This is a genomic window from Enterococcus sp. 2G9_DIV0600 (assembly GCF_002140615.1).
GTDB classification, from domain to species: domain Bacteria; phylum Bacillota; class Bacilli; order Lactobacillales; family Enterococcaceae; genus Enterococcus_D; species Enterococcus_D innesii.
This window is the reverse complement of the sequence record NZ_NGLL01000001.1, coordinates 162,517-175,212: the sequence shown is the minus strand read 5'-3', so window position 1 is coordinate 175,212 and position 12,696 is coordinate 162,517. Positions and strand designations below refer to the sequence as shown.

12 protein-coding genes are annotated in these 12,696 nt (G+C 40.1%); 3 read left to right on the top strand and 9 right to left on the bottom strand.

Annotation, left to right across the window (positions count from 1 at the left end; genetic code table 11):
- The first annotated feature begins 5 nt into the window (after positions 1-5).
- The 3 genes from A5870_RS00800 to A5870_RS00790 all read left to right on the top strand — a co-directional run bounded on the left by A5870_RS00800 (position 6) and on the right by A5870_RS00790 (position 2,779).
- Positions 6-536: a YbhB/YbcL family Raf kinase inhibitor-like protein gene (locus tag A5870_RS00800; protein WP_077454086.1), complete on the top strand. Its 531-nt coding sequence runs from the start codon at positions 6-8 to the stop codon at positions 534-536.
- A gap of 26 nt (positions 537-562) precedes the next feature.
- The gene (locus tag A5870_RS00795; protein WP_086291528.1) at positions 563-1,651 is read left to right on the top strand and encodes an L-dopachrome tautomerase-related protein; all 1,089 of its coding nucleotides are present in this window, start codon (positions 563-565) and stop codon (positions 1,649-1,651) included.
- Positions 1,652-1,726: 75 nt separating this feature from the next.
- Positions 1,727-2,779, top strand: coding sequence for a zinc-binding alcohol dehydrogenase family protein (locus tag A5870_RS00790; RefSeq protein ID WP_086291527.1), 1,053 nt, complete (start codon positions 1,727-1,729; stop codon positions 2,777-2,779).
- 481 nt (positions 2,780-3,260) lie between these two features.
- On the opposite strand, the gene A5870_RS00785 is transcribed toward A5870_RS00790, so the two are convergent.
- From A5870_RS00785 to A5870_RS00745, 9 genes are all read right to left on the bottom strand, one after another.
- On the bottom strand, positions 3,261-3,467 hold the full coding sequence (locus A5870_RS00785) for a hypothetical protein (protein ID WP_086291526.1): 207 nt from the start codon (positions 3,465-3,467) through the stop codon (positions 3,261-3,263).
- 142 nt (positions 3,468-3,609) lie between these two features.
- Positions 3,610-4,071 (bottom strand): helix-turn-helix domain-containing protein, encoded by a 462-nt coding sequence (locus A5870_RS00780; RefSeq protein ID WP_086291525.1) that lies wholly within the window; start codon positions 4,069-4,071, stop codon positions 3,610-3,612.
- A gap of 324 nt (positions 4,072-4,395) precedes the next feature.
- The gene (locus A5870_RS00775; RefSeq protein ID WP_086291524.1) at positions 4,396-6,942 is read right to left on the bottom strand and encodes a cation-translocating P-type ATPase; all 2,547 of its coding nucleotides are present in this window, start codon (positions 6,940-6,942) and stop codon (positions 4,396-4,398) included.
- 256 nt (positions 6,943-7,198) lie between these two features.
- Positions 7,199-7,897: a B3/B4 domain-containing protein gene (locus A5870_RS00770; RefSeq protein WP_086291523.1), complete on the bottom strand. Its 699-nt coding sequence runs from the start codon at positions 7,895-7,897 to the stop codon at positions 7,199-7,201.
- Positions 7,898-8,095: 198 nt separating this feature from the next.
- On the bottom strand, positions 8,096-8,548 hold the full coding sequence (locus A5870_RS00765; protein WP_086291522.1) for a MarR family winged helix-turn-helix transcriptional regulator: 453 nt from the start codon (positions 8,546-8,548) through the stop codon (positions 8,096-8,098).
- Between the two features lie 296 nt (positions 8,549-8,844).
- Positions 8,845-10,314, bottom strand: a complete 1,470-nt coding sequence (locus tag A5870_RS00760; protein ID WP_086291521.1) for a glycoside hydrolase family 1 protein — start codon at positions 10,312-10,314, stop codon at positions 8,845-8,847.
- 63 nt (positions 10,315-10,377) lie between these two features.
- Complete coding sequence (locus A5870_RS00755; RefSeq protein ID WP_086291520.1) at positions 10,378-11,670, bottom strand: PTS sugar transporter subunit IIC; 1,293 nt, start codon at positions 11,668-11,670, stop codon at positions 10,378-10,380.
- A complete protein-coding gene (locus A5870_RS00750; RefSeq protein ID WP_077454076.1) occupies positions 11,667-11,978 on the bottom strand; it encodes a PTS sugar transporter subunit IIB in 312 nt (103 codons plus the stop codon). The genes A5870_RS00755 and A5870_RS00750 overlap by 4 nt, the downstream gene beginning before the upstream one ends.
- The gene (locus tag A5870_RS00745) at positions 11,975-12,304 is read right to left on the bottom strand and encodes a PTS lactose/cellobiose transporter subunit IIA (RefSeq protein ID WP_086291519.1); all 330 of its coding nucleotides are present in this window, start codon (positions 12,302-12,304) and stop codon (positions 11,975-11,977) included. The genes A5870_RS00750 and A5870_RS00745 overlap by 4 nt, the downstream gene beginning before the upstream one ends.
- Positions 12,305-12,696: the final 392 nt, after the last annotated feature.

Sequence of the window (12,696 nt, the reverse complement as noted above, 5' to 3'; positions counted from 1 at the left end):
ATAGTATGAACGATCCATTTTTAGGATTACAAGACGTGCCAGCGTTTCACGTGACCAGTAAGGACATTGTTGACGGGAAACTTATGGATAAGAAATTTATGTCTGGCGATTTTGGGATTGAGGATGGACAAGACATTTCACCAGAGCTTCATTGGACCGGTGCACCAAGCAATACGAAAAGCTATGCGGTTACCTTATACGACCCTGATGCACCAACTGGATCCGGATTCTGGCATTGGGCAGTCATGAATATCCCCGCTTCTGTAGAGGAATTATCACAAGGAGCCGGCAGTAGCGATAACGCAAAGCTGCCACAAGGAGCCGTTCAATTACCAAATGATGCCCGCATGAAAAAATATATTGGTGCTGCGCCGCCCAAAGGTCATGGTGTTCATCACTACTTCTTAACGGTTTGGGCATTGGCTATTGAGAAAGTTGAAATTCCTGAGGATTCTACCCCAGCCTTTTTCATTTTTAATACCTTTGGACATGTCCTAGCTCGTGGTGTTGTGAACTTTGAAGTCGAAGTGAAATAGGGAAAGCTCAGAGAGGAAGATACGTAATGAATGCTGCAAAAGAAAACTATTTTGGCAAACTAGAGCAAGTCCATGAATTTTATGGTGCGATGCCTACCGGTGTTAGCTTATCGGAAACCGGGAGAATCTTTATTAATTTTCCTGAATGGGGAGACCAAGTAACCGCGACAGTCGTTGAACGAGTAGACGGCAAATTAATTCCTTATCCTAGCCAAGAAGCGAATGCATTTGATCCTCAAAATCCGGAAAACGGATTTCTAAGTGTACAAAGTATTGTTGCTGATGGTGCTGGTACTTTGTGGGTATTGGATACCGCTGCACCCAAATTCACCGTTCCTGTTAAGGGTGGGGCAAAACTGGTTGCTGTAGATTTAAGTACCAATCAAATTCGCAAAGTCTATACTTTTTCACCGGATGTCGTCCTAGACTCTACGTATTTGAATGATGTTCGAATTGATTTACGCCGCGGTTCTGAAGGTGTAGCCTATATAACCGATTCTTCTATTACCGGTCCTGGTGCGTTGATCGTACTCGATTTAGGTACTGGCGATGCGTTCCGTATTTTAGATGGCGCCCCCTCCACCGCGGTTGATCCAGCCTTTATCCCTAAAGTTGAAGGCGAGATTTTGTTAAATCGCTCGGCTGATGGAACAACTTCGCCTTGGCAAGTGGCAGCTGACGGCCTAGCGATTTCTCCCGATGGAAAAACCTTGTTTTTTAGTCCTTTATCCAGTCGACATTTATACTCAATTGAAACTGATAAAATTTTCAACAAAGAAATTGACGATCCTGCGTTAGAAGCACATGTTAAAGATTGGGGCGAAAAAGGCGCCTCCGATGGCATGATTACGGCAGAAGATGGAACGATCTATGCTGGCGACTATGAAAACAACAGCATTCGTGTGATTCACACGGATGGTACTATGGAAACTTTGGCTCACGATTCGCGTATTTTATGGCCAGATACTTTATCTATTGGACCAGATCAATACTTATATTTTAACGCCAACCAGCTGCAACGGCAGGCTAGTTTTCACAAAGGAGAAGACCTGAGAGAGAAGCCTTACAGTCTGTTCCGCATTTTTATCGGGAAAGGTCCTGCGAAAGCAAACTAACCGGTCTTGATCCAAATGGAGGGCAATACTTAAAAGAACTAATGCGATTTTCTATCCAGAAAAGGAGGAATTAAGATGTCAGAACAGAAAACGATGAATGTAATAGGCTTTTTCGAAGGCCTGCCAATTGAATCTACGCATAGTTTTATTGACCAAAAAGAAGGAATCCCTGTTCCAGGTCCTCGTGATTTATTAGTAAAAATCAAAGCCGTTTCGGTCAATCCAGTCGACACCAAATTACGGCAAACGACTCGCAAGCGAAATGCTCTGCGTATCTTAGGTTTTGATGCGGTCGGAGAAGTGGTCGCTGTCGGAAGAGATGTCATGAAATTTACTGTTGGTGATCGGGTTTTTTATGCAGGAACCACCACTCGATCAGGAAGCAATCAAGAATATCAAGCAGTCGATGAACGGATCGTTGCCCTAGCCCCTAAAAATTTAACAGACGAAGAGGCTGCTGCATTCCCATTGACTGCATTAACCGCTTATGAATTGCTGTTTGAAAAATTCGGCTTGACTCCTAAAGAAAACGCCAATCAAGGGAAAAGTATTCTCGTTATCAATGGTGCGGGTGGCGTCGGATCGATACTGAATCAGTTGGCTCATTGGGCAGGTCTAAAAGTGTATGCTACCGCTAGTTCAAAAAATTTTGACTGGCTTAAAAAAACCGGGGTTGACCATCCTTTAGACTACCATCACGACCTAAGAGACAGCTTTCGAGAATTAGGCGTTCCGAATGTCGATTATATCGCTGTCTTGTTTGACATCACCCAATACTTTGATCAAATCAGCCATTTGGTAAAACCTTATGGTCATGTGGGCACGATCGTTGGCATTCACGAGCCCCTCGATTTAAGTGTATGGAAAAACCTTTCTGTTAGCTTTGATTGGGAGTATATGTTCGCTAAAACAGACCACGACTATCAAATCGAGACACAAGGACAAGCGCTAAAAATGATTGCTGATTTAGCAAATGAAGGGACACTAAAAACAACCTTAAGCAAAGTCTATTCGGATGGAATCAACGCGGCAAATTTGAAGCGCGCAACGAGAGATGTCGAAAGTGGCCATATGTTGGGAAAAGTCGTCGTAAGTGGTCCTTTTAATGGAAACCCTACAGGGAATTAATCGCCCGAGCCATTTAATGAACGCTCCCTTCAACAGAATTCATCATATATTCTAATACACTATCACTGATTTTTCGCAACAGCCGGATTCTCAAAGAATGATTTGTAGATGAAAAAAGCATTCAGAAAACAATGGCTCTCTGGATGCTTCATTCATCAATGTAATAATGTAATGGATAACATAGTTAAAACTGAAATCAAGGTAAATCCATATTCGTTTTTCATAAAATCATCATCCATTCATAACTTAAAAAATAGTCATTCTTAGTAAGTGTTTATTTTCAAGAAAATTCATTCTCTTTACTTAGTAAGATAGAAAAAGACAACACCCATTATGACAACAAGTACCCAAAAATACCATTTTTCAGAGTTTTTTTTCTTCATATCTATTCTCCCTTTCTATTCATCTCAATTTTGAAAGAAACATAATAAGCAAAATATCGCCTTCATGAAGGGCAATCGCTATCTGATTCCCTATCCGATTAATTCTCGGTTAACTCATCCCTGAATTTCAGGAATAGGTCTTTCGCTTGTCCTGTACTCATGTTTGTCAGGACTTTAATTTTCTTGACCATGCCAATATCATTTTCGTTTTTTGAAAGCATTTGTCGTGCCATTTCTTCTTTGATCTCTGCTTCTTCTTCCTTCGTTAAATTTCTGACTTCTTTCTTTTTACCAAAGAATCCCATCCTGTTCTCCCCTTCTTATAAAATTTATGCGCTTTTCACACTAGCCAGACTGAGCATTCTTTTTTATCTAAAATGCGTTTTTCTGTCCATTACTTGATTCCTATACTCTAATCTACCATTTCTGTCGAAACCGAGGAAATGGTTAGTTCTCTTTTTTATTTTTAGGGAAGATATAAAAATAAAACACGGAGCCAATGATGATCGCTGGCGGCACCGAGATGCTCAATAATTTTAAAGCAGTGTTTAAAAGCACACCAAATTTTTCTTGAATAGAAAGATTCATAATCGTGCTGAAGTCTTGATTGAACGAAGTAACGATCATCGTGGCAAAAAAGAGCAAGCAAAAACTAATCACCCCATACTTGATACTTACTTTTAAATTCTCATTGTCTTTCTTAGTTTCTTCCAAAAGTAATGTTTCTAATGAGATATCCAATTCTTCGGCTATTTTGATCATATTTTTTTTGCTAGGGTAGGTAGCACCTAACTCCCATTTTGAGATTGTCTTGTCACTTACTTCTAATAATTCTGCTAGCATACTTTGCGTTAGCTTGTTTTTTTCTCTATATTCTTTCAGCTTTATTGCTAATATCGTTTCTTTCATATTGACCACTCCTCATCGATTTCTACCTTTCATTTTGACATAAAACCTACCATTTAACAGGAATTCTTGAAAAAGAGAGTAGAATAGAGGGGATTTTTAGCTACTTCTGGTGATTTACCTGAAATATACTACCGAATCCTTCCTTACAACAATAGTTGTTGTGCATTCTGATATCTTCTAAATAATATCAAACCAGAAATCATAAGCATCTGTAAATAATTAAAGGAGACGCAAAGACTTCCCAGTTTTTGCCCTCCCTCATTTCTCAAGAAAATATGTTAATAGAAGATTCTCTTCCTATCATTCACATTAAAACAAGCCAAATTATTTTTTCACTTCAATATACACTAAAGGAAAAATGGATAAGCCGATTACCCATAGCCAGTCAACTGCACGAAGAGAGACAAAGCCAAAAATGGTTTGCGTGAATGGAATCGTTACTAACAAGATAATGATCAATGCACCTATGAAGGTTGTCATTACTAACAACGGATTGCTCAAAAAACGCAGCTTCAGGATAGATTCTTTACTTCTACAATTAAACATATGCACAATAGTTGATAATCCCAATACAATAAATGTCATTGTCTGCGAAACCTCTATCGATTCTAGACGTCCAATTAGAATCGCGCCTAATGTGACGCCTGTAAAAACAATTGAAATTTCTACAATTTTTACCAATAATCCTTGCGCAAAAATGCTCGTGTATTTAGTGATCGGGGCTTCCTCCATTGCTTTTTTATCGACTGGTTCAATACTAAGACTCATTCCTGGGATTCCATCTGCAACTACTTTTATGATTAACAATTGAACCGCTGTAACAGGTGCTCCCCACCCAACGAGCAAGGAAATTAAAACGATCGTCAGTGCAGAAATATTGCAACCAAGCATCGCGTATAATGATTTTCTGATATTGCTGTATACCCGTCGTCCTTCTTCAACCGCCTGAACAATCGTCGCAAAATTATCGTCTACTAAAACCATATCAGAAGCTTCCTTTGCTACTTCTGTGCCACCTCCCATTGCGATCCCTACATCAGCTGCTTTTAATGCAGGTGCATCATTGACACCATCGCCAGTCATAGCGACAATCTCATCATTTTTTTGAAATGCTTTTACGATTCGAATTTTATCTTCTGGGGAAGTACGGGCAAAGACTCGATAGTCATCAATCACATGGGCTAATTTTTCATCGCTCATTTCATGTAAATCCGCTCCGGTCATTGCTTTTTTCCCATCGGTGAGAATTCCTACATCTTCTGCGATTTTTTTTGCTGTCAGTAAGTGGTCCCCTGTGATCATTACGGTTTGAATCCCTGCTTGTTTTGCAATAGAAACAGCCGTATAGCTTTCGGGCCGAGCTGGGTCGATAATCCCAACAAATCCTGCAAACTCTAACTGACTTTCAAGAATTTCTTCAGTAAGACGTGTAGGTTTTTCATCGTATCTTTTATAAGCAACGCCCAAAACACGGTATGCTTGATTGGCCAACTCATCATGCTTATTCAAGTAGGCAGGGGTGTTCGCATCAATGAGATCCAAGCGATCAAAAGCCCCTTTTGTGACAGAAACATATTGGTCGTTTACTTTATATAAGACAGTCATCCTTTTTCGTTTTGAATCAAAGGGAATTTCATGAATCTGTTCAAAGGTTGAAGCGACTTTACCTAGTTCCTCTTTAGTGAAGAGCGATGCCAGTTTTTTTCTGATCGCCAACTCTGTTGGATTACTGGTTACTGTTGCATTTTCTTCCATCGAACTAGCAAGATAGAAGAGAAATAAGAGATTTTTTTCCTTCTCTTCTGTTATTTCTAAGCAGGAAGTCAGTCTATCCTTCATCATAATAACTTCTTTCACGATCATCTTATTTTCGGTAATTGTTCCAGTTTTATCTGAGCAGATAATTGAAACACCTCCAACGGTTTCTACTGTTGAAGGAGTCCTAACGATGGTTTTCTTCAGTGCCATATTCCTCATCCCAACAGCTAGAGAGATTGTTACTACGACTGGCAAAACCTCTGGAATAGCAGCAACAGCCATTGATATTGCGGTCATGATACTGGTCTCTAAAGACAATCCTTTGCTGATTCCTATAGCAATCGCTAGAAAGCCAGAGAGAATAGCGATTAGTCCTAGAACTTTCCCAAGTTTTTGCATTTTTATTTGTAGAGGTGCTATGGTTGTTTCTTCCTTGCTTAATAAGCTCGATATTTTACCAATTTCTGTATTCATTCCTGTCTTTTCAACTCGAACGTTTGCTTTTCCTGTGACTACTAATGAGCCAGAAAAAACCAAGTCTTTTCTGTCCCCTAAAGAATCTTCACTAGAAGAAATATAGGTGGGGTCTTTTTCACTTGGTTCACTTTCACCAGTTAGAAACGATTCATCAACAAAGAAATTAGTACTCGTTAAAAGCTTAGCATCTGCTGGAATACGGTCCCCTAATGCCAACTGAACAATATCACCAGGAACAATGTTCAAACTTTCAATCTCTTTTAACGCCCCATCTCTGAATACTTTACTTACGGGAACACTCATCTTATTTAATTCACTTATTGATTTTTCCGCATGTTTTTGCTGTCGAATCGACAAATATAGATTAAGAATGACAATTGAAAAGATGACTATTGGTTCCGTAAAATCATCAGGGTGGTTTTGAAATGCAACATAACTAGATAAGAGTGTTGCAACGATTAATATCAAGATGGTAATATCCTTCATCGACTCTTTCAAATAGTCATAAAAGTGCTTCTCCTCTTCGCTTTCTATGGAATTAAACCCATATTTTTCTAGCTTCATTTCTGCTTCTTTGCTGGAAAGTCCCAACTGGTTAGGGCTGTTTCCTTTTTCTTTCAATTGTTCTTTTAACATCTGCCTATACCTCCTAAAACAAAAAAGAAGTCAGACAAACTAACCATAAAAGCCTAAGGTTAGTTTTTCTGACTTCAATAAGATTTATTCCGGCGAACAAATCTAATGTCATTATTTAAATTCCACCTAATTATTGCACATCCGAATATTCGGGTCAAGATTTTCAAGATGACTAATCAATCAAAATGAGAGAATGGTATGCAAAATCGAGAAAAAGTACGTGTACATCCTTATCCTAAAGATAAGAAGCACGCCTTTAAAAAATGATTTCAGGATTTTCTTTCCTTAGCACATAATCATTACCTGTTACGTTAAAATACTCTTGAACCAACTGACTTAACTCTTTGATTGCTTCATTCGCACGAGCCCGTTGCGTTTCATTGATCGATTCAATGAATAAAACAGCATTGGTGGTCTCTTCTGTTAGCATCGTACGTTGGGCTTCCCGCCAATTCAAGCATCGACAAATTGCCCCTTTCTCATCATAGTAAATGATTTCCTTTTCCAAAGCTGGGGAATCAGTATCTGCACCTAAAGGGAAAAAGGATTCGCCGCCTTTTGCAACGCCTAAGTGAAGGTCGCCAACGATTGTATCGAGGTCTTCTCCGCCTAAAGGGACACCATATTTCAAGGAAATACTATTATAAATATCTACTAAAGGATTGATGGGAGAAAATTCTCTGTCTTGATTCACCCGTTTCAACAGTGCTTCGATGGAAGAGCGTACCCCTTTTTTCGTTTTAAATTGCTGAAAAGCACTTCGCCATTCTTGGATCACTTGGTTTTCACTGAAGGTGTCGGTCGTTAAGTAGCGCTTTGCTTGTTCTTTACTACTTTTTAGCAAGTCAGTAAAAAACGTTTCGTGTGCAGCATCGGCAACATTGTTTATATTTTTTACAACAAGGCAGTTGATTTGGGCTTCTGGAAATAGCGCCCAAAATTCTTGATCGATCATTATTTTCTTCACTTTCTCTACACTCCTACTTAGTTTATTTGAACAAATTCATGTCCTTTATTTTTCAGGATATCTGTTTTTTCAGCAGCCAGCCGAGCTATATCCTTTTTAACAAAATATCAGCTACCTGTGCTTCCTACCCTAGGTAGCATGAATGTACATTCAATCAGATCCAATCTCCCCAGCGGCGTTATTCGTTTAATAGTTTCTTTTGATCCCATTCTTGACGTTGACCCAATCAACTTCTACCGAAGATTTTATTTTTTTCAGCATTTCCGCAAGATTTTTTCTTTCTAAAGCAGATAACTGTTGAATCGCTACTTTATTTGAATAGTTATTTTCTCTTATGATTAATTGAACCGCTTGTTTCCCTTTGGCGGTTGTGTATAAGTGTTTGATTTTTTTATTTTCTTTGTCTGACTCTTTTAGAATAAACCCATTTTCCTCTAACTTTTTTACCGCCCGGGACAAAGTCGTGCGATCAACTTTGATCCGTTCGGCTAATCGTTCAGGAATAATTCCTTCATTTTCAAATATACGAACTAAGTAAATGTATTGTCCTTTACTGAGTTGAACCTCTTTAAATTCAATATTAGCAATGGATTCCAACATTCTACTGATCGAACCTATCTCACGAAGTATATCCTCCACGAACTATCCCCTCCCTATCTAGCACTATAATAGCCCATTATTGTTGCATATGCAACAATAATGGGCTTGATTTACTTTATTGCTCACTCTTAGGAAATGGGTGTATTGAATAAGCTTGTCTCAAAAAAGCAGGAGAATACCGAGAAAAACTTCTCTGTACTCTCCTTTTGCAAACATTCCAAGTGGAAATACTAACCGATTTTATCTTTAATTTCAAAACCAAATTAATAAAGACTGATTGCTTAGACCAACAGGTAAAGAAAGGTTTCCTAGCCTGCGAAATTCGTCTTAGTACCCTATGCCAAATCACTCCCATTTGACGCAATCACCTTTTTATACCAATCAAAGGATTTCTTTTTCTTCCGATCGTAGGTGCCATTTCCTTCATCATCAGCATCAACATAGATAAAACCATAGCGTTTACTCATTTGCGACGTCGAGGCACTGACGATATCAATGCAGCCCCATGAGGTATAACCCATCAGGTCAACGCCTTCTTTTAGGGCTAAATTGATTTGTTCAAAGTGGGCTTTGAAATAATCAATGCGGTATTGATCATTGATTTCTCCCTTCTCATCGATTTCATCTGCTGCGCCTATGCCGTTTTCCACAATAAACAAAGGGATTCGATAGCGATCATACAAGGAGAGCAATGAGATTCGGAGTCCGACTGGGTCAATTTGCCAGCCCCATTCTGTCATCGGTAAGTAGGGATTTTTTACCCCTGTCGCAATGTTGCCGCTGACTTTTTCTCGCTGTTCGGCATCTTTTGAAACTACTAGGGACATGTAATAACTGAAGGAAAGAAAATCCACTGTGTATTCCTTGATCGTTGCCAAATCCCAGTTTTCCATCGCCACTTCAATGCCTTTTTCCTGCCATTCTCGCAAAAGCCATTTCGGATATTCTCCCCAGACTTGTACATCAGAATACAGGTGATTTTCTCGGTTGGCTTTTTCTGCTAAAGCAATATTCTCGGGATGGCAATCTTCTGGATAGGTCATGAGCTTAGTGACCATCGCCCCGATTTTTGCTTGTGGGTTTGATAAACGCCCATACTTGGTTGCCAACGAACTTGCCACAAATTGATGATGCAAGGCCTGGTAGATGGCGGCTTCTGCGGCTTGTTTTGTTTCATAACGCTCTTCGACTACGCCCACGGTCGTAAACGGATGACGAAAAACACTATCGATCTCATTGAATGTCAACCAATAGGTCACTAGGTCTTTGTATTCGGCAAAAACGACCTTGCAAAATTTGACAAAGAAATCAACGACTTCTCGAGAGACCCACCCTTGATAATCGGTGACAAGATGTAGCGGCATTTCATAGTGAGAAAGCGTCACCAATGGTTCAATGCCATTCTCTTTCAGCTCAGTCAAAAGATCTCGATAGTATGCTAATCCTGCTTGATTTGGTTTTGCTTCGTCGCCCCGAGGAAAAATCCGCGTCCATGCGATCGATACTCGCAATACCTTAAAGCCCATTTCTTTAAACAATGCGATATCTTCTTTATATCGGTGATAAAAATCAATGCCACGACGTTTTGCATAATTACCGGTCCCTTTTTCGGCAATCGCTTCAGCAATGGCTTGTTCATCGACATGCCACTGCTTCTTATAGTCTTCTACAGAAACGTCAGGCTTGTATAGTGCCACATCTGCAACCGACATGCCTTTGCCATCAACATTCCATGCCCCTTCTGCTTGATTGGCTGCAATCGCACCGCCCCATAGAAATCCTTCTGGAAAATAACTTTTTGTCATAAAACTCCTCCTTCATTCTATTCCCTTGTATTCTTAAACAGACCCATCTTGAGAATCCTCTTACTATTCAGCTAACTCACTTTGGCGATTGCTCAAGAAAATAAATGGCAAATAAATGAACACCCCGACTACAATAATCAGCAATTGTAAAATGACTCCATTGATTCCCCAGCCAAGAAAGGCACCGACAATGATCGGTAAGCCAAAAGGTACATCCACAATGTTCGAGCCGATTAGTCCAAACTGATTGGCAGCTAATAACAGCGCCGCTGGAAGTCCACTTCCAAGAACAAAGGGAATCGCAAAAATCGGGTTCAATACTAGCGGTAACCCGAACACAACGGGTTCACTGATACCAAATAAAGAAGGAACTAAACCAATTTTGGCGACAGCTCGTAAGTCATCTTTTTTCGAAAACATCAATAAGCCGATATTCAGAGAAAGAATCAATCCTGCACCACCGACAACTAGGAAAGTTACCCAAGAACCCATCGTGATGACTTGATCTGGTGTTTGTCCTGCTTCATAGGCAGCAATATTGGCGGCTAATGCTGCAATCAAAATTGGATTACGAATTGGAGAAATAACGAGTCCTCCATGGATACCCACTAGCCAAAAAACTTGAGAAATGATCACTAAACCAATAATCCCGGCTGGATGCTGTAAAATTCCTTCCAATGGGGCTTGCAAGAAGCGGTACAATGCTTCGTTGATGTAGAGACCTGATGCCAATTCAAACAACCGCCCAGCAATGGCAATCACAAACAATGTGATAAAGATTGGTACCAACACACTAAAGGACTTACTGATGGCGCTAGGAACACTCGGCGGCATTTTGATTTGCAGACGCTCGATCTTATTCAGCTTGCAAAAGAATTCTACGGCAACCATCGTCAAAATCATACCGATAAACAGTCCGCCAGCATTCAAGGTTTCTACTGGCAGCCCAGCCGCCATTCCTGCCACTCCATCAACGACCGTCTCAAGTCCCTGTGGTACAACTGAAACATAGGCACTCAAGGAAACCACTGCACACATGATACCGTTCTCATTGTTACGTTCGCCTAAAATCCAACCCAAGATGACGATTACGGCTAACGTCATGGTATTCATCGTCGCAAAGTTGATGGCGGTAAAGGCTGGTTCCATAACGGCTAAAAAACTTAGGGCAGAAAACTGTGCCAGCCCTGTGGTTTCACTCGTTAACAATGAATTACCCAATGTTGCAAAAGAGCCTACGATAATGAAGGGCATCAACACGGTAAAGGTATTTTTTACGACACCTAAATATTTGTTATCATCTACTTTTTCTGCAATGATACTGACACTGTCAGCGAATTTATCGAAAGCGCTCATCCTTGTCCTCCATTTACTAACTCTTCCGCATGCTTCAAGACAGCTGCTCCATTGCCCCGACCGTAGTCGACTGCTTTGATGACTGCTACTGGCACTGTATCATTGACGATTTTTTTCACTTTACGCATCGTATGTTGTACTTGCGGTCCTAAAAGTAAGACATCAAAGTTGCCTAATTCTCGTTCAATCATGCTTTGATCGATCGCCCAAATTTTATAATCTTTTCCTTGTTCTTTTGCAGCTTCCTCCATTTTGGCAACTAAAATACTAGTGGACATTCCGGCAGCACAAGCTAACATAATTCTCATGATGAAACTCCTCCTTGTAATTCAGAAATTTTTTGGTATAAATAAAGCCACTCAGCTGCTTGTTCTGTGGCGGTCATTGCCATTGCTAAATGATCCTGAGCGTGTATCAATATAATAGATAATTCCGTTTTTTCTCCCTTGGCTTCCGCTTGTACCAAATCGGTTTGACATTGATGGGCTTGCTGACGCTCCTTTTTGGCTTCTTCTAACAAACGTTGTGCTTCTTCAAAATTTCCTTCGCGGGCCGCCTCAATCGCCATCATGGCAGCTGATTTTGCATTTCCCGCATGTAGAATCAGGGTAAAACTCACTTCGTAGTTATCCATATACTCTCCTTTAGCTGTTTTGACTTTTTAGTGAAACCATTGTTTATACTTACGAATAGAAATCAAAAATTTCCTTTTTTATCTAGAATAAAAGGCTGACCCATGAACGCTTATTTTGACCATTTTTGGCAATGGTATTTCTTTTTCTTCATTCAACGTCGTTCTTTGCCTCAAGAATCAACTATGACTGCCTATTTTTCTGCCAACTTCTAGTCGTTGTCCTCGTATTAGCTAGATACTTAGACTTAGGGAGCGGAAATGGTACTGCGCAGGTACCATTTTTGTGGAACCGACAGTTTTTTTAGGACGACTCTCCCCATTGTCCGCCTAGTACTGTTCATCATCTACTCTGTCTCACTTCGTGAGTCAATCGTAGTGATTCCTAGTTTGGT

What these genes read in the sequence shown, in the direction of transcription:
- A5870_RS00800 (WP_077454086.1), top strand. Translation starts at nt 6, where the DNA reads ATGAACGATCCATTTTTAGGATTACAAGACGTGCCAGCGTTTCACGTG.
- A5870_RS00795 (WP_086291528.1), top strand. Translation starts at nt 563, where the DNA reads ATGAATGCTGCAAAAGAAAACTATTTTGGCAAACTAGAGCAAGTCCAT.
- A5870_RS00790 (WP_086291527.1), top strand. Translation starts at nt 1,727, where the DNA reads ATGTCAGAACAGAAAACGATGAATGTAATAGGCTTTTTCGAAGGCCTG.
- A5870_RS00785 (WP_086291526.1), bottom strand. Translation starts at nt 3,467, where the DNA reads ATGGGATTCTTTGGTAAAAAGAAAGAAGTCAGAAATTTAACGAAGGAA.
- A5870_RS00780 (WP_086291525.1), bottom strand. Translation starts at nt 4,071, where the DNA reads ATGAAAGAAACGATATTAGCAATAAAGCTGAAAGAATATAGAGAAAAA.
- A5870_RS00775 (WP_086291524.1), bottom strand. Translation starts at nt 6,942, where the DNA reads ATGTTAAAAGAACAATTGAAAGAAAAAGGAAACAGCCCTAACCAGTTG.
- A5870_RS00770 (WP_086291523.1), bottom strand. Translation starts at nt 7,897, where the DNA reads ATGATCGATCAAGAATTTTGGGCGCTATTTCCAGAAGCCCAAATCAAC.
- A5870_RS00760 (WP_086291521.1), bottom strand. Translation starts at nt 10,314, where the DNA reads ATGACAAAAAGTTATTTTCCAGAAGGATTTCTATGGGGCGGTGCGATT.
- A5870_RS00755 (WP_086291520.1), bottom strand. Translation starts at nt 11,670, where the DNA reads ATGAGCGCTTTCGATAAATTCGCTGACAGTGTCAGTATCATTGCAGAA.
- A5870_RS00750 (WP_077454076.1), bottom strand. Translation starts at nt 11,978, where the DNA reads ATGAGAATTATGTTAGCTTGTGCTGCCGGAATGTCCACTAGTATTTTA.
- A5870_RS00745 (WP_086291519.1), bottom strand. Translation starts at nt 12,304, where the DNA reads ATGGATAACTACGAAGTGAGTTTTACCCTGATTCTACATGCGGGAAAT.